Consider the following 18518-nt stretch of genomic DNA (forward strand, 5'->3'; position numbering starts at 1 on the left):
GGGGCGCCGCCGCCGTCGAACGAGCCACCGTGCCCGTTGTTGCCCTTCACGACAGAAAGGTCGACGACCGACCATGACAGACACACTCACCGTCAGCGTTCTGGGCACCGGGATCATGGGTGCCGCCATGGCCCGCAACCTCGCCCGCGCCGGGCACTCCGTACAGGTCTGGAACCGCACACGGGCCAAGGCCGAACCGCTGGCCGAGGACGGCGCGCGGATCGCCGACACCCCCGCGGAAGCCGTCCAAGGCGCCGACGTGGTCCTGACGATGCTGCACGACGGGCCGGCGGTGGCGGAGGTCGTGCGGCAGGCCGCCCCGGCACTCCGTCCGGGCACCGCCTGGGTGCAGTCGACCACCGTGGGCGTCGACGCGGTCGAGGCGCTCGCCGCGACCGCCGAAGAGTACGGCCTGGTCTTCTTCGACGCGCCGGTGCTCGGCACCCGGCAGCCCGCCGAGTCGGGGCAGCTGCTCATCCTCGCTGCGGGCCCGGTCGAGGGCCGCGCGGCCGTCGCCCCGGTACTGGACGCGGTCGGGGCCCGGACCGTCTGGACGGGCGAGAACGGTGCGGACGGCGGCGCCACCCGCCTCAAGCTCGTCGCCAACAGCTGGGTCATCGCGGCCACCACAGCCACCGGAGAGACCCTGGCACTCGCCAAGGCGCTCGGAGTGGACCCGCAGGACTTCTTCGACGCCATCGGCGGTGGCCCGCTCGACATGGGTTATCTGCGCGCCAAGTCCGGCCTCATCCTCGACGACGGCCTCGAACCGGCCAGCTTCGCGGTGACCACGGCCGAGAAGGACGCTCGCCTGATCGTCGAGGCCGGGCAGCGGTACGGCGTCCGCCTCGACGGCGCGGTGGCGAGCGCTGACCGCTTCGCCCGTGCCGCCGCCCAGGGCCACGGCCACGAGGACATGGCCGCCGCCTACTTCGCGAGCTTCGAACCGGACGAGTCACGCTGACCGGGTCCGCGGCAGCGGGGTGCCCCTGACTCCGGTTCCGGGCACCCGGCTGCCGCCGTCACCCGGGTCGGCGGACGGGGCCGCCCCGGTGGTCCCGGCCACGAGCCGCGCGTGGGAATCCTGGCAGGTGCACCGACACCGCCGCCCGAAGGGGCAGGCCAGGAGAAGACCGTGGCGGACGCGATCCGCGCCCGCCACGGTCACTCAGGTCACGGTGGGCGAGGCCCCGGTGAGCGACATCCACCGCCGGACGGTGTCCTGGTGCGAGCCGGTCGCCGTCCCGGTGGCCACCGCTTCCGCGTCCCCGGCGGACCGGGGAACCCCGGTACGGGTCAGGAGCGTCAGGGGCCAGACGGGGCCCGGTCCGGGGGCTGCCCGGTCGAAGGCGTCCCAGTTCCAGGGCCCCCGGTGGAGCCAGGCCCTGCCGTCGGCGTCGGCCACCTCGTCGTCCGCCCGGAGAAACGCGTACGGCCGCATCAGCAGCTCGAAGACGTACGGGGTGCCGTCGCCCGGATGGAGCCCGTGGCCGAAGCCGTCGAGATGGCTGCCGTCCGGATACTCCTGGTAGGACATGCCCAGGGGCAGCACGGTCACGGTCAGCGCCGGGCGCGGCAGCCAGCCGGTCTCCAGCGGCGGATCGTGGCGGTCGACGGAAGTGACGTGCACCAGGGTCGGCGGAATTCCGACCCGGCAGGGATCACCCGCCTTCAGGCGGTTCGGCGGCGGCTCGGTGCGGAACAGTTCCGACGGGTTCCCCGGGGAAGGGTTCCCGTTCCGGACACCCAGGGCCACGACCCCGTTCCAGTGGAAGAGGTCGCTGTCCGCATCGATGGACCACCATGGCCGGCGCACCGGCAGGTAATCCCACGTCACGCCCGACTCGACCACGGTCTCCGTGAAGGGGCAGGCGACCGACAGCACGTCACCGACCCGGAATCCCCCCTCGTACGTCATCGGGCCAGGGTAGAACCCCGCGCACGGGCCCCCGCCGGGGCGGTCGTCGGGGGCGGGAGGGCTCCGCGCCGGGGCAGCGACGAGCGTGCCGCCGCCTGGTCGGTCCCGAGCCCGGGCCGCCCACGGCCACCGGCCGCCCCCGGGGCGGCCCGCTCCGGTCCCTTCGACGGCCGAGCCCGCCGCCTGCGCCACCGCCGGAACGCGTCACTCGACGTATTCGACGAGCTGCATCATCCCCTGGTCTTCGTGCTGGAGCTCGTGGCAGTGGATGAGGGCCAGGCCGGTGAAGTCCGTGAAGCGCACGCGCAGGGTCACCGAGCCGCCCCTTCGGACGCCGATGGTGTCCTGCCACACGGGTGTGTCCAGGGGACTGCCGTCGACGGCGGTGACCAGGAAGCGGTTGGTGTGCAGGTGGAACGAGTGGTTGGGGTGGGTTCTCGAATCGTTGCGGATCGTCCACTCCTCGGTCTCGCCGAGCCGGAGGGTGTGGTTGACGCGGGCCGGATCGAACCGTCCGTAGGCCGGATCCGTCGGGTCGGCCGGGTCGCGGGTCGGCGGGGTCGCTCCGTCGCCGGTGATGCGGAACGCGTGGGGGAAGGGCTTGCCGGGAAAGGCGTTCATGTCGCTGTGGAACGTCAGGGAACGGCGGCGGGTCACTTCCCGCGGGTCGATGTACGGAGCGGGCCCCGGCAGATCGGTGGGCAGCTCCATGGGCGCGCCGGAGCCCGGAGTCACGGTCATGGTCGCCAGCAGGACGCCACCCGCCGTGATGCGGTAGTCGCCCGGGCTCTGCGCTCTGATCATGACGTCGGAGCGGTTGCCCATCGACAGGGTGACCCCGTCACGCTCGACGGTCCGGGTGAGGGCGACGCCGTCCACGGCGATCTGGTGCAGCGCGTGTCCTTCCACCCGGACCGGCAGGACGGTGAACGCCGACCCGTTGATCAGGCGCCAGCGCTGCACCTCACCCTCCCGCAACCGGATCACCGGTCGGTAGGCGCCGTTGACGACGAACGTCGACGCCACCCTGTTGAGGTCGTTCTCGGCACGCAGCTCGGGCACTTGGCCGTCGGAGAGCTTGAGTTCACCGATGCACATCACCACGTCGCTCGCGGCCGCGATCTCCGGGACCCTGTCGATCTCGCCTTCCACGACGAGCGCGCCCAGCAGGCCACCGGCCAGTTGGACGGCGGTCGACCCGTGCACGTGCGAGTGGTACCAGAACGTGCCGCCCGGGTGGTCGGCGGGAATCTCGATACGGCTGCGGTAGCTCCTGACGGTCAGCCCGTTGGCCGGATCGTAGGGCGTGAACTCCCGGAAGACGTTGTCCGCGTCCCCGCTCGGGGACACATGGAGTCCATGGGTGTGCAGATTCACCGTGTTGAAACCGTGCGGCACGTTGTGGTCGCCGTGCGAGACCTGATCGGGGTTGGGGGGCAGATCGTTGATGTGTTCGATGTCGAGCAGATCGCCCGGACGCACGCGCAGCGTCGGCCCGTTCATGGACCCGTTGTAGAGCCGGAGATCCACGTCGCCGACGCCGGCGAGCGTTCCCCGGGTGAACGCGACCCGCAAGGTGGTGGACAGGACTCCGTTCGCCGACCGGATCAGCGCGGGCCGGTCGAAGGGCGCAGCCGCCGCGGACGCGCGGGGGGCCCGCAGTGCGCCGGTCATCAGGGCAGGCGCCGACAGCAATACCGCACGTCTGCCGATTCCGCGTGATGAGTCCATCGATGTCACTCCTGCTCGTGAACGGCCAAAGGCCGTCCAGCGTGGCGAGCGCACCACCGGATCCGGCGGACGACACGTCCCGCGCCGCGCGGCTTCCCCTGATCGGCGCACCTGACGGAGCGCCCCTCGATGTCCCTCCGTGCTCCTCGGGGCTCCTCGCGGCGGACGAACCGTCGGTCGCCCCCGGGCCCCGGCGCCCGTCCGGTCCGCGCGAAGGCTTACTCACCGACCTTTGCATAAAAGTGCATCACTGCGTATAGTCATGCCATCGATGAGGAGGATTCCGATGGTGGTACGTGCAGCGGTGGCAGGGGCGAGCGGATACGCCGGCGGTGAGCTGCTGCGCCTGCTGCTGGCCCACCCCGAGATCGAGATCGGCGCCCTGACGGGCCACTCCAACGCCGGGCAGAAGCTCGGCGCGCTCCAGCCGCACCTGCGGCCGCTGGCCGACCGGGTGCTGGAGCCCACCACCGCCGAGGTGCTCGCCGGGCACGACGTGGTCTTCCTCGCGCTGCCGCACGGGCAGTCCGCCGCCGTCGCCGAGCAGCTCGGCGACGAGGTGCTGGTCGTCGACATGGGGGCCGACTTCCGGCTGGCCGACGCCGCGGACTGGGAGAAATTCTACGGTTCTCCGCACGCCGGTACGTGGCCCTACGGGCTGCCCGAGCTGCCCGGCGCGCGCGCCGCGCTCGCCGGGACCCGGCGGATCGCCGTACCCGGCTGCTACCCGACCGCCGTGTCGCTCGCGCTCTTCCCCGCGTACGCCGCCGGGCTCGCCGAACCCGAGGCGGTCGTCGTCGCGGCCTCCGGCACCTCCGGCGCCGGCAAGGCGGCCAAGCCGCACCTCCTCGGCTCCGAGGTGATGGGCAACATGACCCCGTACGGAGTCGGCGGGGGACACCGGCACACGCCGGAGATCACGCAGAACCTCAGCGCCGTCGCCGGTGAACGCGTCACGGTCTCCTTCACCCCGACCCTCGCCCCCATGCCCCGCGGCATCCTCGCCACCTGCAGCGCCAAGGCGAAGCCCGGCGTGGACGGCGAGGCGCTCCGCGCCGCCTACGAGAAGGCGTACGCGGACGAGCCGTTCGTCGACCTCCTCCCCGAGGGCCAGTGGCCCGCCACCGCGGCCGTGTACGGCTCCAACGCCGTGCAGATCCAGGTGGCGTACGACCCCGCCGCCGGCCGGATCATCGTGATCAGCGCCATCGACAACCTCGCCAAGGGCACCGCCGGGGGTGCCCTGCAGAGCACGAACATCGCCCTCGGGCTGCCCGAGGACACCGGTCTGACCACGACCGGCGTGGCACCGTGACCGACCCGCGCCCGGCCGCACCCACCCTGGGCGCCGGGCGTACGGACGCCCGGCCCCGGACCACCACGGAAACCGCCGCAGCGCCGCACCGCGCGGGCGGAGAAGCGAACGAGGAGATGCAGTGAGCGTCACGGCAGCACAGGGATTCTCGGCGGCGGGCATCGCCGCCGGGATCAAGGAGAGCGGCAACCCGGACCTGGCCCTCGTGGTCAACCTCGGGCCGCGCCGCGCCGCCGCGGGAGTCTTCACCTCCAACCGCGTCAAGGCCGCACCCGTCCTCTGGTCCCAGCAGGTCCTCAAGGGCGGCGAGGTCTCCGCCGTCGTCCTCAACTCCGGTGGCGCCAACGCCTGTACGGGACCCAAGGGCTTCCAGGACACGCACGCCACCGCCGAGAAGGCGGCCGAGGTCCTCGAAGGCCACAGTGCCGGCGAGATCGCCGTCTGCTCCACGGGGCTCATCGGCACGCTGCTCCCCATGGAGAAGCTGCTCGACGGCGTCGGCAAGGCCGCGGCGGCGCTCAGCACGGAAGGCGGCACGGACGCCGCCATCGCGATCAAGACCACCGACACGGTCCACAAGACCGCCGTGGCCGCCGGAGAGGGCTGGACCGTCGGCGGCATGGCCAAGGGCGCGGGCATGCTCGCCCCCGGCCTCGCCACCATGCTCGTCGTCCTCACCACCGACGCCGACGTCGAGGCGCCGGCGCTGGACGCCGCCCTGCGCGACGCCACCCGTACCACCTTCGACCGGGTCGACTCGGACGGCTGCATGTCGACCAACGACACCGTGCTGCTCCTCGCCTCCGGCGCCAGCGGCGTCACCCCGGAGCAGGACGCGTTCTCCGCCGCCGTACAGGCTGTCTGCGCCGACCTGGCCCGCCAGCTCATCGGTGACGCCGAGGGCGCGTCCAAGGACATCCGGATCGAGGTCGTCGGAGCCGCGACCGAGGACGACGCCGTCGAGGTGGGCCGCTCCATCGCCCGCAACAACCTCCTCAAGTGCGCCATCCACGGCGAGGACCCCAACTGGGGCCGGGTGCTCTCCGCGATCGGCACCACCCGGGCCGCCTTCGACCCCGACCGGCTGAACGTCGCCATCAACGACGTCTGGGTCTGCAGAGACGGAAGCGTCGGCGACGACCGCGACCTGGTCGACATGCGCTACCGCGAGGTCAAGATCACCGCCGACCTCTCCGCGGGCACCGAGTCGGCCGTCATCTGGGCGAACGACCTCACCGCGGAGTACGTCCACGAGAACAGCGCGTACAGCTCATGAGCGACTCGGAGAACACGGGCGCCGGGAAGAACACGGGCGCCGAGAACAGCACGGCCCGGAAGCACACCGCCCTCCCGAAGGCGCAGATCCTCATCGAAGCGCTGCCCTGGCTGACCCGGCACAACGGCCGGACCGTGGTCATCAAGTTCGGCGGCAACGCCATGATCGACGACGACCTGAAGGCGGCCTTCGCCCAGGACGTCGTGTTCCTGCGGCAGGCCGGCCTCAAGCCCGTCGTCGTGCACGGCGGCGGCCCGCAGATCAACGCCCAGCTCGACAAGCAGGGCCTGGTCAGCGAGTTCAAGGCCGGACTGCGGGTCACCACGCCCGAGGCGATGGACGTCGTACGGATGGTCCTGGCCGGACAGGTCCAGCGCGAACTCGTCGGCCTGCTCAACCAGCACGGGCCGCTCGCCGTCGGCATGACCGGCGAGGACGCCCGGACCATGACCGCCGTCCAGCACCGCCCGACCATCGACGGCGAGCTCATCGACATCGGCCGGGTCGGCGAGATCACCGAGATCGACACCGGGGCCATAGAGGCACTCCTCGCGGACGGCCGCATCCCGGTCATCTCCTCGATCGCGCGCTCCGCCGACGACAACCACGTCTACAACGTCAACGCCGACACCGCCGCCGCCGCCCTGGCCGCCGCGCTGAACGCCGAGACGCTGATGGTCCTCACCGACGTCGAGGGCCTCTACGAGGACTGGCCGAACAGCGACGACGTGATCAGCCGCATCACCGCGACCGAGCTGGAGAAGCTGCTGCCCGAGCTGTCCAGCGGCATGGTCCCGAAGATGCAGGGCTGCCTGTACGCGGTACGCAACGGCGTCGAGACCGCCAGGGTCATCGACGGCCGGGTCCAGCACGCGATCCTGCTGGAGATCTTCACGGACGAAGGCGTCGGCACGATGGTCGTGCCCGACACGGACACGGCGGCTGAGCCGGTCACGGAGGGGACAGCATGACGAACGCGGAACTCGGTCAGCGGTGGAGCGACTCGCTGATGGACAACTACGGCACGCCGCAGATCCCCCTCGTCCGCGGCGAGGGCGCCCGGGTCTGGGACGCCGACGGCAAGGAGTACCTCGACTTCGTCGGCGGTATCGCGGTGAACGCGCTGGGCCACGCCCACCCCGCGGTCGTCGAGGCGGTCTCCACCCAGATCGCCTCCCTCGGGCACGTCTCCAACCTCTTCATCGCCGAGCCGCCCGTCGCGCTCGCCGAGCGGCTGCTCCAGCTCTTCGGCCGGAGCGGACGGGTCTACTTCGCCAACTCCGGTGCCGAGGCCAACGAAGCCGCCTTCAAGATCGGCCGGCTCACCGGCCGGACCGGCATGGTGGCCACCACCGGCGGCTTCCACGGCCGGACCATGGGCGCGCTGGCCCTCACCGGACAGGAGAAGAAGCGGGACCCGTTCCTCCCGCTGCCCGCCGAGGTCACCCACGTGCCGTACGGGGACGTGGAAGCGCTCCGGGCCGCCGTCACCACGGACACCGCGCTCGTGATCATCGAGCCCATCCAGGGTGAGAAGGGTGTGGTCGTCCCGCCCGAGGGCTACCTCTCCGCCGCCCGCGAGATCACCCGGGCCACCGGCACCCTGCTCGTCCTCGACGAGGTGCAGACCGGCACCGGCCGGTGCGGCACCTGGTTCGAGTACCAGGCCCACGAGGACGTCGAGCCCGACATCGTCACCCTCGCCAAGGGCATCGGCGGTGGGCTGCCGCTCGGTGTCACCGTCGCGTTCGGCGCCGCGGCCGACCTGCTGAAGCCGGGTCACCACGGCACCACCTTCGGCGGCAACCCCATCGCCTGCGCGGCCGGCCTCGCCGTGCTGGACACCCTGGCGGCGGACGGCGTGCTCGACAACGTCAAGCGGCTCGGCGAGCGCATCCGCGAAGAGGTCGAAGGGCTCGGACACCCCCTCGTCTCCCACGTCCGCGGCTCCGGCCTGCTGCTGGGTATCGTGCTCACGGGACCCCACGCATCGCAGGTGCAGCAGGCGGCCCAGGAAGCGGGCCTCCTGGTCAACGCCCCCGCGCCCGATGTCGTACGGCTGATGCCGCCGCTGATCATCGGTGACGCGGAGGTGGACGCGTTCCTGGCCGTCCTGCGGGGCGCGCTGGACACGGTGGACCCGGGCAGGGGCGACGGAGAACCCGGAGCATGACCACCCGGAGAATGAGGCGACGACGATGACCGAGGCGCAGGACAACGAACACGGCGGCCCTGCCGTGCCGCAGACCCGCACGGCACGCCACCGCCGGATCGTGGACATCCTGAACCGGCAGCCGGTGCGCTCGCAGAGCCAGCTGGCCAAGCTCCTCGCCGACGACGGGCTGAGCGTCACCCAGGCGACGCTCTCCCGCGACCTCGACGAGCTGGGCGCGGTCAAGATCCGCAACACCGGTGGCGAGCTCATCTACGCCGTGCCGAGCGAGGGCGGTTTCCGTACCCCGCAGGCGCCGCTGGGCGGCTCCGCCAAGGAGGAGCGGATGCGGCGCCTCTCGTCGGAGCTGCTCATCTCCGCGGAGGCCTCTGCCAATCTCGTCGTCCTGCGCACGCCCCCGGGCGCCGCGCAGTTCCTCGCCTCGGCCATCGACCAGGCCGAGCTCCACGACGTCCTCGGCACCATCGCCGGGGACGACACGCTGATGCTCATCAGCCGTGACGCGGCCGGTGGCCAGGCCCTCGCCGACCACCTCCTGCGTCTCGCGCAGAACGAACGCTGACGCGTACCCCGCACGCGGAGGAGCCCGGTCCGTCTCCCACGGACCGGGCTCCCGCGCGTAGGCGTCAGTAGTGGGTGACCGCCAGCCGCCCGGCGGACGTACCGATGACGATGTGCGGGTGCTTCGCCGGGTCGGCCCAGGCCAGGACGCGGTCCATCGCCTCCGCCGCCACCGAGACGCAGCCCGCCGTCGCCCCCTCGCCGCCGACGTGCAGGAAGATGCCCGCACCCCGGCCCCGTACCGGCTTCGCGTAGTTGAAGCCGATCACCATCGCCCGGGCGTACTGCGTCGGGTACGTGATCAGGTGCTCGGCCTCCGCGGCCCGGCAGTCGGACGGCAGCGGCTCCACCCACCGGTTGTAGTCGCGCGCCCCGTTGTCCTGGCACCACCACGAACCCTCCGTCACCCTGCGGTACGGGTACGCGGTCGCGGCCGGAGCCTGTCGGAGACCGAAGGCGTACGGGAGGTCGTACAGGCCCGTCGGGGTGGTGTCCGTGCCCTGGCGCCGGGTACTCCCCTCGGCAAGCCCCGCAGCCCCGAACCGGGCCGGTGCGGAGCCCGCCCGGGCCCACCGCCCGCGCCGCAGTTCCCACCAGGTGACCGTGCCGGTGGTGGACCCGGCATCCGGGGCCTCGGCGACGATCAGCTGCCGGCCACCGCCCGTGTCGGCAAGCAGCCCGGGCAGCGGCCGGAGGGTGTCCCCGGGAGCGGCCACCGCGACGGAACCGGTCAGGGCCAGCAGGACGGACAGGGCCACCAGCGATCTGCGCATGCCCGGACCGTACGGGCGCGGGGGAAGGGGCTCCACCGGGGGTGCTCCGTCCGGTCGTACGGTGGGCGGGCGGTCTCCGGTCCGGGCCGCGTCCCCTTACTCCAGCGGCAGGCCGCCCCGGAAGTCGGTCACCCCTGTTGGTCCACCGCGGCGAGCAACTGGCTCGCGCGTCCGTCCGCAGCGGCGAAGGCGAGGTGGTCGTGGTAGTCGCGGGTCTCGACGATCAGGCCGTCCCTGACGCGCAGGACCTGGATGTTGGCGGAGCGGAAGGTGCGGCCGGAGGCGGGGTACAGACCCTCGTAGTCGAATTCGGCGATCACCACCTCGGGATCGTCGGTCGTGTGGACGTGGATGTTCTCGGCCCGCAGACGGATCGCGTCGGCGGCCCCCAGGGCGGCGAAGCGCTTGCGGAGCTCCGCCCGGCCGTGGACGCGGCGTGGGGGAACCGGCGAGAAGACGATCTCCACCTTGGCGTCCTCCGCGTAGAGCTCGGGGAGTTCGCTCCATTCGCCCGCCGAGATGAGGCCGATCAAACGTTCGAAGACCTCGCGAGGCGTGACTGGTGCGGACATGGCTGACCTCCGTGATCTCGCCGCCTATAATCGGATAGGCGACTCCGTTTTCGACGATACGGATACGCGACTCCGTTTGTCCAGGCGTGAAGAGGATCACTTGACGACAGATCAGACTCCCCCCGCCACAGGTGCGAAGCCTCTGCGCGCCGACGCACGGCGAAACCGCGCGCGGCTGCTGGAGGTCGCCGAGGCCGTTTTCGCCGAGCGGGGCACTGGGGCGTCGACGGAGGAGATCGCCCGGGAGGCGAAGGTCGGCATCGCCACCGTGTTCCGTCATTTCCCCACCAAGGAAGCCCTGCTCGAAGCGGTGCTCGTCCGGCGATTGGAACGGCTGGCCGACGAGGGGCGACGCCTGATGGCCGAGACCGGGGCGGCACACGCCCTCTTCGCGTTCTTCGACCTGGTACTGGACCAGTCTCCGGTCAAGAACGCCTTCGCCGCGGCTCTCGCCGACGCGGGAGTCGATGTGCGATCCGCCACCTCCGAGGCAGGGCGGGCTCTGCGCGAGGCGCTCACCGCGCTCCTCGAAGGCGCCCAGCGGGCCGGTGCCGTGCGAGGGGACCTGGAGGTGCCGGAGCTGACGGCGATCCTGGTGGGCACCTGCCGCATGCTGGAGCACTTGGACGGCCACCCGGAGTCCGCGAAGCGCGCCCGAGCGGTCGTCCGCGACGGGCTGAAGGCGGGCGCCGGGAGCCCCGAAGGGCCTCTGCCCCGAGGACGTGCCCGCTCCTGAAGGAGGAGCGGGCCGGCCACGTTCAGGACGGTCCGCAACCGTCAGGAGCACGATCTGCGGCCACCGACTGCCTCTGTCTTCCGGCTCAAGCCGGCGGCAGCGGTTCGTACCGGGCGCGCTGCGCCTCGTGGGCGACCTCCGCGTCCTCGTCCTCCTCCATCCCCGCCAGCACCCGCTTGCGGAGCCCGAGACTGTGCGCGCCGAGCAGCCGGAGCCCGGCGCGGCGTACGTGCGTGGGCCGGGCGGGGGCCACCAGCGCGGCCAGCCACTCCTCCGGGACGAGCAGTACGTACGGGGTGAGGGCCTTGCGGGCGGTGCGCACCACCGGCGGATGGGGGTCGGCCATGGCGGCCATCAGCTCGTCGGGGGAGGCCGCGTCCAGCATGCGCAGACCGGCCAGCGCCGCCGCGCGTACGCGGCCCTCCGGATGGTGCGTCAGGGCCCGCAGCGGGCCGGTCGCGTCGGGCGATCCGGATTCGGCCAGCCCGAAGACCGCGCCCGGGGGCAGGCCGGGCGTGGCGGAGTCCGCGCACCGCTCCCGGTAGAACGCCCATGGGTCCGCGCCCTCCAGCCGTAGCACCAGCCGCGCGGCGGAACGCACCCGGGCCGAAGGGTCGGCGAGGTGGCCGGACGCTTCCGCGCCCCGCCCCGCCCGGTGCAGCGCGGCCACCGCCGAGGAGCGGGTCGCCGCCGAGGAAGCGGTGAGCAGCGGATCGAGGAGGCCGTCCGGATCGCCGGTCCTGACCCGTGTGAGGAGCACGTCGGTGCAGAGCCTGCGGACGGCCCGGTCCTCGGCGGTCAGGATCAACTCCGTGAGCCGGGCGGTCGCGAGGAGACCCCGTTCCAGGCAGAGCCCGATGCCGAGCAGCCGTGCCCTCGGCCGGGGGCTCGCCAGCAGCAGCGCGGGCAGCGAAGGCGAAAGCGCGGGGGCGGCGGTGAGGACCAGTGCGAGACCGGGCCCGCCGTGCGGGCGGAGCGCCAGCTGTACGGCCAGCGGGACCAGCGCGGCCGCGCGTCCGGCCGCCGTCGGCCCGTCCAGTGCGGCGCCGGCCGTCCGGCGGGCTCGTTCCCGTACGGGGGCCCGACCGTCCGCGCACCGCAGGAGCAGCAGCGGGAGCAGTGCGGGGCGCCCGGCGGCGAAGGGCAGCGCGGCCTCGCGCACCTGCCACCGGCGGTGGCACAGGGCGAGGGCGGTCTCCGGCTCGGACGGCGGGAAGTCCGTCCACGTCACGTCCCGTGCGCGCTCGTCCCACTGCGGGTCGAACGGCCGCCCGGGGACTCCGTCGTGGCCGGTGCCGGGGCCCGGGGAGGCGCCGCCGGGCGGTGTGCTCGCGGACCCCGCGCGGACGCGTCGGTCGAGGTCGATCCAGGCCTCGGGATCGGCGGTGTCCAGGACGGAGTCCAGGGGGTTGCCCCTCAGCAGGCGCTCGTGCGCCGCGCGTGGGCGCCTGGGGGACGGGTGGGTCGGCTTCCGCATGGGGCGCAGCCTATGGGCAGCCGGAGCGTGCTCCGTCCCGCCCCCGGAGACGTACGGCGGGAGCGGGACGCCGTACGCGACCCGTGGGTTCCCCTCTCCGTGAGCGCCGTCACCGGCGCCTTTGACAAAACATACGGAGGATTGCATAGTTATGCCAACGGTGGGTGCACCGTGGAGAGTCCTCCGGCCTCCTCCGCGAAGGCCGCCGCCCGGTGTGACTCCGCCCGACAGCGCGTGCCACGCCCGCACCACGCGTACAGAACCGGCCTCCTCGACCGTCAGCGGCGGGGAGGCGGTCGCACATCCACCCCCTTGTTCTTCGAGGAGCACGCAGTGAGCAACGCCCACGCCAACGGCAACAGCGACGTACGCCTCTGGGGCGGACGTTTCGCCGACGGACCGGCCGAGGCGCTGGCCAAGCTGTCCGCCTCCGTCCACTTCGACTGGCGTCTGGCGCCCTACGACATCGCCGGCTCCCGCGCCCACGCGCGTGTCCTGAACAAGGCGGGCCTGCTCACCGACGAAGAACTCACCCGCATGACCGCCGGACTCGACCAGCTCGAAGCCGATGTCGCGGACGGATCGTTCACCGGCACCATCGCCGACGAGGACGTCCACACCGCGCTGGAGCGCGGTCTGCTGGAACGCCTCGGCAAGGACCTCGGCGGCAAGCTCCGTGCCGGCCGCTCCCGCAACGACCAGGTCGCCACGCTGTTCCGGATGTACCTGCGCGACCACGCCCGGATCATCGGCGGTCTGATCGCCGAGCTCCAGGACGCGCTGGTCGGCCTCGCCGAGACCCACCCGGACGTCGCGATGCCCGGACGCACCCACCTCCAGCACGCCCAGCCGGTGCTCTTCGCCCACCACGTCCTCGCCCACGTGCAGGCCCTCTCCCGGGACGCCGAGCGGCTGCGCCAGTGGGACGAGCGCACCGCCGTCTCGCCGTACGGCTCCGGCGCGCTGGCCGGCTCCTCCCTCGGACTCGACCCGGAGGCGGTCGCCGCCGATCTCGGCTTCGAGCGCGGCTCGGTCGCCAACTCCATCGACGGCACGGCCTCGCGCGACTTCGTCGCCGAGTTCGCGTTCATCACGGCGATGACCGGGATCAACCTCTCCCGGATCGCCGAGGAGATCATCATCTGGAACACGAAGGAGTTCTCCTTCGTCACCCTGCACGACGCGTTCTCCACCGGCTCCTCGATCATGCCGCAGAAGAAGAACCCGGACATCGCCGAGCTGGCGCGCGGCAAGTCGGGGCGGCTCATCGGCAACCTGACCGGACTGATGGCGACCCTGAAGGCGCTGCCGCTCGCGTACAACCGCGACCTCCAGGAGGACAAGGAGCCCGTCTTCGACTCCTGCGACCAGCTTGAGGTCCTGCTGCCCGCCTTCACCGGCATGATGGCCACGCTCACCGTCAACCGGGAGCGCATGGAGGAGCTGGCCCCGGCCGGCTTCTCGCTCGCCACCGACATCGCCGAGTGGCTCGTCAAGCAGGGCGTGCCCTTCCGGGTCGCGCACGAGGTCGCGGGCGAATGCGTCAAGGAGTGCGAGCAACGGGGCGTCGAGCTCGACGAGCTGACCGACGAGCAGTTCGCAGAGATCTCCGAGCACCTCACCCCCGAGGTCCGTACCGTCCTCAACGTGCCGGGCGCGCTCGCCTCGCGCGACGGCCGCGGTGGCACCGCCCCGTCCGCCGTCGCGGTCCAGCTCGCCGAGATCAAGCAGGACCTCGCGGTCCAGCACGCCTGGGCGACCGCCCGGAAGTAGGCCCTCGTGTCCGGACCGGGCCCGCACGCCCGGTCCGGACGCGCGCGGCGGCCGGGTGCGAGGTGTACGGACGGCGACGCGGGCTACGTTGACGGGGAAGGGTGAAGAACCGACCCCGGACCACGAGGAGCCCCGCGATGCCATTCGACCGCCTGACCGCGGCCACCGCCTCGACCGCCCACATCGGGCTCGGCCTCGCCGCCGTCGGCAGGCCCGGCTACATCAATCTCCACCGCGACCTCGACCTGCCCGGGGACCGCACCCCCGACGCCCTGCGCGACCGCACCCACGAACTCCTGGACGCGGCCTACGCCCAGGGCGTCCGCTACATCGACGTGGCCCGCTCCTACGGCCGCTCCGAGGCGTTCCTCGCCGAGTGGCTGACCGCCCGCCCCGCCCTCGACGACGTCGTGGTCGGCAGCAAATGGGGCTACACCTACACGGCCGACTGGTCCGTGGAGGCCGAGGCGCACGAGGTCAAGGACCACTCGGTGGCCACCTTCGACCGCCAGCGCACCGAGACCCGCGCGCTGCTCGGCGACCGGCTCGACCTCTACCAGATCCACTCGGTGACCGCCGACAGCCCGGCCCTCACCGACAAGGAACTCCACGCCCGGCTCGCCGACCTGGCCGCCGAAGGCGTCACGATCGGCCTCTCCACCAGCGGCCCCGGCCAGAAGGACGCCATCCTGGCGGCCCTCGCCGTCACGGTCGACGGCGAACCCCTCTTCCGTACCGTCCAGGCCACCTTCAACGCCCTGGAGACCTCGGCGGGCCCGGCGCTCGCCGAGGCCCACGGAGCCGGACTGACAGTGATCGTCAAGGAGGGCATGGCGAACGGACGACTGGCCGGTACCGAGGCCCCGGCACTGATCCGCGAGATCGCCCGGGACCGGGAACTCGGCAGCGACGCGGTGGCCCTCGCCCTCGTGCTCCACCAGCCGTGGGCCGGTGTCGTCCTCTCCGGCGCCGCCACGGCCCTCCAGCTCGCGGGGAACCTGCACGCCGTCGCGCTCGACCTCGGCGAGGAGGAACGGGCCCGGTTCGACACCCTCGTGGAGGACCCGGAAGCGTACTGGCGGTTCCGGGCCGCCCTGCCCTGGAGCTGACGGACCCCCGCCGCGCCCGTCCGGCCCGGCGCGCCCCGACCGGGCCCGCCGCGCTGCCCCGTCCGGTCCGGCGCGCCTCAGGCCGCCCAGGCGGCCAGCGCGTCGAAGTCGGGCCGCTCCAGGCCGACCGCCGGATCGATCTGCCGCAGCAGCGCCGGGCCGGGGTGATGGGCCGCCACCCACGCCCGGTCCTGCTCGCGGATCTCGTCGTCGATCCAGGCGAACGCCCGCCCGGCCGCGTACGCCACGACATGCCGTGTCTTCCAGAAGGTCCCGTCGCCCGCGCTCTCGCCCACCACGGGCCAGTCGACGAACGGCAGCGGCGGCAGCCCCAGATGCGGGCCGACCCACTCGTTGGCCTCGTTCTTCCAGGTGGTGGCCCAGACCAGTTCGTACCGGTCGGACAGCGCCAGCAGCTCCGCACCGTGCGCCGCGTTGAGCAGTACGGGCAGGGCCTGCCCGGTCTCCCACCCCGTCGGGCGCATCCGGTGGCGGCGGTACCCCTGCGGATTCCGCCGCCGGGACAGTGCCACGTAGGGGTTCAGCGGACCGTCGATGTCGATCAGCAGCAGCGGTTTGGTGCCCATGTCCCCATGCTGCCGCCCGGCGGGCCGGAGCGGTAGCGAGATACGGCCGCGGGGTCCCGGCAGGGCCATCCGCTGACCGCCGGGTTGCCGCCCGGCGGCAGGGGCCGGAGCGTGGAGCGGTGAGCACAGCCGACCGGGGGACCGGCACCGAAGAGACCCGGCGCCCGGGCCGCTGGATCGCGCTGACGGTCCTCGTTCTCGCCGTCCTGCTGGTCGCGGTGGACGCCACCGTCCTCGGCCTCGCGACCCCGTACCTCACGGAGGACCTCGAACCGACCGGCACCCAGTTGCTCTGGATCGGCGACGTCTACTCCTTCGTGATCGCCGGGTTCCTCGTCTCCATGGGCAGCCTCGGCGACCGGGTCGGCCGCAAGAAGCTCCTCCTGACGGGCGCCACCGCGTTCGGGGCGATCTCCGTCCTCAACGCGTACGCGGGCAGCGCCGAGACGATGATCGCGGCCCGCGCGCTGCTCGGCGTCGCGGGAGCGACCCTGATGCCGTCCACCCTGGCCCTGATCCGCAACATCTTCCACGACCCCCGCGAGCGCAGCCTCGCCATCGGCATCTGGGGCGCGGCGGCCTCGGCCGGCGCGGCGGTCGGGCCCGTGGTCGGCGGATTCCTCCTCGAACACTTCTGGTGGGGTTCCGTCTTCCTCATCAACCTGCCGGTGATGGCCGTCCTCGTGGTGGTGGGCGCCCGGCTGATCCCCGAATCGAAGGACCCGGCTCCCGGTCCCTGGGACCTGCCCAGCGTCGCCCTCTCGCTCGTCGGCATCATCGGGGTGGTCTACGCGGTCAAGGACGCCGCCGCACACGGATTCGGCCCGGGCGTCGCGCTCGCCGCCGTGATCGGCGCCGCCGCGCTGGTGTGGTTCGTCCGCAGGCAACTGCGCCTGCCGGCCCCCCTGATCGACGTCCACCTCTTCCACCACCGTGGATTCTCGGGGGCCGTCCTCGCCGATCTGCTCACCATCCTCGGTCTGTCCGGACTCGTCTTCTTCCTCTCCCAGTTCCTCCAGCTGGTCCAGGGCCGCAGCCCGCTGGAGGCCGGCCTCGCGGAGTTGCCCGCCGCCGTGGGATCGGTGGTGGCGGGTCTGCTAGCGGGCAGGGCGGCCCGCCGGTTCTCGGTGCGGGCCGTCGTCTCCGGCGGGCTCGCCGCCGTGGGCCTGGCGCTGGCCGCGGTGACCCTGATCGGCCAGGACACCGCGTATCCGCCGCTGGGCGCGATCCTGCTCGTCCTCGGCGTCGGCGCGGGATTCTCCTTCACCGTGACCGCGGACGTGATCCTCTCCAGCGTTCCCAAGGAGCAGGCCGGCGCCGCCTCCGGAGTCTCCGAGACCGCGTACGAACTCGGCGCCGCCCTCGGCATCGCTCTGCTCGGTTCCGTCGTGACCAGCGTCTACCAGGGATTTCCCACCCCCGCGGGGGTCCCGCCGGGCACCACGGCCGCCGCCCACGAGTCGCTCGGCGGAGCCGTGGAGGCGGCCCGGACACTGCCCGCCGCCGAGGCCGGTCCGCTGATCGCCGCCGCGCAGGACGCGTTCACCGACGGGCTGCGGGCCGCCGCCGGGACCGGCGCCGTCGTGCTGCTGGCGACGGCGGTCGCCGCCTGGTCCCTGCTGCGCGGACAGCGGCTGGAGGGGGGCGCCGCACACGGGTGACCCCCTGGCCGGCCGTCAGTCCGCGGGCTTCTCCCACACCGAGACGTGCCGGCCGCTCTCGTTGCCGAACGGGCTCCGGTCCCAGTCCTCGAACCGCTCCCGCAGCCGCATCCCCGCGAGCTGAGCCATCAGGTCGAGCTCGGCGGGCCACACGTAGCGGAACGGGATCGAGCGGTACTCGCCCCGGCCGTCGGCGAGGTCCACGTAGTTCGAGCTCACCGACTGGGTGGCGACGTCGTAGTCGTCGTAGGCCCAGCGCGTCGCACTCGTGTGGAAGGGCACGATCCGCTGGCCGGCGGGCAGTTTGCGCAGTTCGGGCACCATCACCTCGATCACGAAGGTGCCGCCCGGCGCGAGATGGTCCGCGACGTTGCGGAAACAGGCCACCTGGTCCGCCTGGGTCGTCAGGTTCATGATCGTGTTGAAGACCAGGTACGCGAGGGTGAAGGTGCCCTCCACCCGCGTCCCGGTGAAGTCCCCGATCGTCACCCCGACCGCCTCGCCGCCCGGTTTGGCGCGCAGCCGCTCCACCATCGCCCGGGACAGGTCGATGCCGTGCACCGGGACCCCGCGCCGCGCCAGCGGCAGCGCGATCCGCCCGGTTCCGATGCCGAGTTCGAGTGCCCGGCCGCCGCCCGCGAGCTCCGCCAGGAAGTCCGCGGTCGTCCCCACCAGGTCCGCCGCGAACATGCCGTCCGAAGGATCGTCGTACGTCGCCGCGATCCGCTCTCCGAAGAAGTCTTCCTTGTCGGTCACGCCCGGGACCGTACCGCCCGGCCGCCCGTCGCGCCCCTGCATTACCGCGTTCTCGCGCGCGTCCGGACATACGGAGGGCCCGCCGCCCCGGGAGACCTCC

Annotated in this window: 16 protein-coding genes and 1 pseudogene; 10 read left to right on the forward strand and 7 right to left on the reverse strand. The window is 72.6% G+C overall.

The window, feature by feature from the left end; all coding sequences use genetic code 11:
- Positions 1 to 58: 58 nt before the first annotated feature.
- Positions 59 to 964: pseudogene (locus ACFWEP_RS03980) on the forward strand (NAD(P)-dependent oxidoreductase); the annotation flags it as partial.
- Between the two features lie 204 nt (positions 965 to 1168).
- On the opposite strand, the gene ACFWEP_RS03985 reads toward ACFWEP_RS03980, so the two are convergent.
- Both ACFWEP_RS03985 and ACFWEP_RS03990 read right to left on the reverse strand, forming a co-directional pair.
- Positions 1169 to 1918: a hypothetical protein gene (locus tag ACFWEP_RS03985; RefSeq protein ID WP_387365144.1), complete on the reverse strand. Its 750-nt coding sequence runs from the start codon at positions 1916 to 1918 to the stop codon at positions 1169 to 1171.
- A 204-nt stretch (positions 1919 to 2122) separates the two neighbouring features.
- Complete coding sequence (locus ACFWEP_RS03990; RefSeq protein WP_387365147.1) at positions 2123 to 3649, reverse strand: multicopper oxidase family protein; 1527 nt, start codon at positions 3647 to 3649, stop codon at positions 2123 to 2125.
- Positions 3650 to 3935: 286 nt separating this feature from the next.
- Between ACFWEP_RS03990 and argC the strand changes: the two genes are divergently transcribed.
- The 5 genes from argC to ACFWEP_RS04015 all read left to right on the forward strand — a co-directional run bounded on the left by argC (position 3936) and on the right by ACFWEP_RS04015 (position 8975).
- Entirely contained in the window at positions 3936 to 4964 is a 1029-nt protein-coding gene (argC, locus tag ACFWEP_RS03995; RefSeq protein ID WP_387365150.1) for an N-acetyl-gamma-glutamyl-phosphate reductase, read from the forward strand.
- Between the two features lie 121 nt (positions 4965 to 5085).
- A complete protein-coding gene (gene argJ, locus ACFWEP_RS04000; RefSeq protein WP_387365152.1) occupies positions 5086 to 6240 on the forward strand; it encodes a bifunctional glutamate N-acetyltransferase/amino-acid acetyltransferase ArgJ in 1155 nt (384 codons plus the stop codon).
- Entirely contained in the window at positions 6237 to 7211 is a 975-nt protein-coding gene (gene argB, locus ACFWEP_RS04005) for an acetylglutamate kinase (RefSeq protein ID WP_387365155.1), read from the forward strand. The genes argJ and argB overlap by 4 nt, the downstream gene beginning before the upstream one ends.
- A complete protein-coding gene (locus ACFWEP_RS04010; RefSeq protein WP_387365158.1) occupies positions 7208 to 8413 on the forward strand; it encodes an acetylornithine transaminase in 1206 nt (401 codons plus the stop codon). Before argB ends, ACFWEP_RS04010 begins: the two co-directional genes overlap by 4 nt.
- A 25-nt stretch (positions 8414 to 8438) precedes the next feature.
- Positions 8439 to 8975 carry an arginine repressor gene (locus ACFWEP_RS04015; RefSeq protein ID WP_387365161.1) on the forward strand — a complete coding sequence of 179 codons (537 nt, stop codon included), beginning with the start codon at positions 8439 to 8441 and terminating at the stop codon, positions 8973 to 8975.
- 64 nt (positions 8976 to 9039) lie between these two features.
- Here ACFWEP_RS04015 and ACFWEP_RS04020 read toward each other — a convergent pair whose 3' ends face one another.
- Together ACFWEP_RS04020 and ACFWEP_RS04025 are read right to left on the reverse strand one after the other, a co-directional pair.
- Complete coding sequence (locus ACFWEP_RS04020; RefSeq protein WP_387365164.1) at positions 9040 to 9747, reverse strand: L,D-transpeptidase; 708 nt, start codon at positions 9745 to 9747, stop codon at positions 9040 to 9042.
- A 128-nt stretch (positions 9748 to 9875) separates the two neighbouring features.
- Positions 9876 to 10319, reverse strand: a complete 444-nt coding sequence (locus ACFWEP_RS04025) for a nuclear transport factor 2 family protein (protein WP_387365167.1) — start codon at positions 10317 to 10319, stop codon at positions 9876 to 9878.
- A 100-nt stretch (positions 10320 to 10419) separates the two neighbouring features.
- Here ACFWEP_RS04025 and ACFWEP_RS04030 point away from each other — a divergent pair, with 100 nt between their 5' ends.
- Positions 10420 to 11055 carry a TetR/AcrR family transcriptional regulator gene (locus ACFWEP_RS04030; protein WP_387365170.1) on the forward strand — a complete coding sequence of 212 codons (636 nt, stop codon included), beginning with the start codon at positions 10420 to 10422 and terminating at the stop codon, positions 11053 to 11055.
- An 85-nt stretch (positions 11056 to 11140) separates the two neighbouring features.
- On the opposite strand, the gene ACFWEP_RS04035 is transcribed toward ACFWEP_RS04030, so the two are convergent.
- Positions 11141 to 12532: a HEAT repeat domain-containing protein gene (locus tag ACFWEP_RS04035; protein WP_387365172.1), complete on the reverse strand. Its 1392-nt coding sequence runs from the start codon at positions 12530 to 12532 to the stop codon at positions 11141 to 11143.
- Positions 12533 to 12865: 333 nt separating this feature from the next.
- Between ACFWEP_RS04035 and argH the strand changes: the two genes are divergently transcribed.
- Together argH and ACFWEP_RS04045 are read left to right on the forward strand one after the other, a co-directional pair.
- Positions 12866 to 14305, forward strand: a complete 1440-nt coding sequence (gene argH, locus ACFWEP_RS04040; protein ID WP_387365175.1) for an argininosuccinate lyase — start codon at positions 12866 to 12868, stop codon at positions 14303 to 14305.
- Between the two features lie 137 nt (positions 14306 to 14442).
- Entirely contained in the window at positions 14443 to 15414 is a 972-nt protein-coding gene (locus tag ACFWEP_RS04045; RefSeq protein ID WP_387365178.1) for an aldo/keto reductase, read from the forward strand.
- Between the two features lie 77 nt (positions 15415 to 15491).
- Here the strand turns inward: ACFWEP_RS04045 and ACFWEP_RS04050 are convergent, their stop codons facing one another.
- Positions 15492 to 16001 carry a hypothetical protein gene (locus ACFWEP_RS04050; protein ID WP_387365181.1) on the reverse strand — a complete coding sequence of 170 codons (510 nt, stop codon included), beginning with the start codon at positions 15999 to 16001 and terminating at the stop codon, positions 15492 to 15494.
- A 119-nt stretch (positions 16002 to 16120) separates the two neighbouring features.
- Between ACFWEP_RS04050 and ACFWEP_RS04055 the strand changes: the two genes are divergently transcribed.
- Positions 16121 to 17662, forward strand: a complete 1542-nt coding sequence (locus ACFWEP_RS04055) for an MFS transporter (protein ID WP_387365184.1) — start codon at positions 16121 to 16123, stop codon at positions 17660 to 17662.
- A gap of 15 nt (positions 17663 to 17677) precedes the next feature.
- On the opposite strand, the gene ACFWEP_RS04060 is transcribed toward ACFWEP_RS04055, so the two are convergent.
- Positions 17678 to 18418 (reverse strand): class I SAM-dependent DNA methyltransferase, encoded by a 741-nt coding sequence (locus ACFWEP_RS04060; protein WP_387365187.1) that lies wholly within the window; start codon positions 18416 to 18418, stop codon positions 17678 to 17680.
- Positions 18419 to 18518 lie beyond the last annotated feature (100 nt).

It is taken from the genome of Streptomyces sp. NPDC060198, assembly GCF_042728415.1.
GTDB lineage: Bacteria > Actinomycetota > Actinomycetes > Streptomycetales > Streptomycetaceae > Streptomyces.

Coding starts and splice junctions, on each gene's coding strand:
- ACFWEP_RS03985 (WP_387365144.1), bottom strand. CDS start 1,918: ATGACGTACGAGGGGGGATTCCGGGTCGGTGACGTGCTGTCGGTCGCC.
- ACFWEP_RS03990 (WP_387365147.1), bottom strand. CDS start 3,649: ATGGACTCATCACGCGGAATCGGCAGACGTGCGGTATTGCTGTCGGCG.
- argC (WP_387365150.1), top strand. CDS start 3,936: ATGGTGGTACGTGCAGCGGTGGCAGGGGCGAGCGGATACGCCGGCGGT.
- argB (WP_387365155.1), top strand. CDS start 6,237: ATGAGCGACTCGGAGAACACGGGCGCCGGGAAGAACACGGGCGCCGAG.
- ACFWEP_RS04010 (WP_387365158.1), top strand. CDS start 7,208: ATGACGAACGCGGAACTCGGTCAGCGGTGGAGCGACTCGCTGATGGAC.
- ACFWEP_RS04015 (WP_387365161.1), top strand. CDS start 8,439: ATGACCGAGGCGCAGGACAACGAACACGGCGGCCCTGCCGTGCCGCAG.
- ACFWEP_RS04020 (WP_387365164.1), bottom strand. CDS start 9,747: ATGCGCAGATCGCTGGTGGCCCTGTCCGTCCTGCTGGCCCTGACCGGT.
- ACFWEP_RS04025 (WP_387365167.1), bottom strand. CDS start 10,319: ATGTCCGCACCAGTCACGCCTCGCGAGGTCTTCGAACGTTTGATCGGC.
- ACFWEP_RS04035 (WP_387365172.1), bottom strand. CDS start 12,532: ATGCGGAAGCCGACCCACCCGTCCCCCAGGCGCCCACGCGCGGCGCAC.
- ACFWEP_RS04045 (WP_387365178.1), top strand. CDS start 14,443: ATGCCATTCGACCGCCTGACCGCGGCCACCGCCTCGACCGCCCACATC.
- ACFWEP_RS04050 (WP_387365181.1), bottom strand. CDS start 16,001: ATGGGCACCAAACCGCTGCTGCTGATCGACATCGACGGTCCGCTGAAC.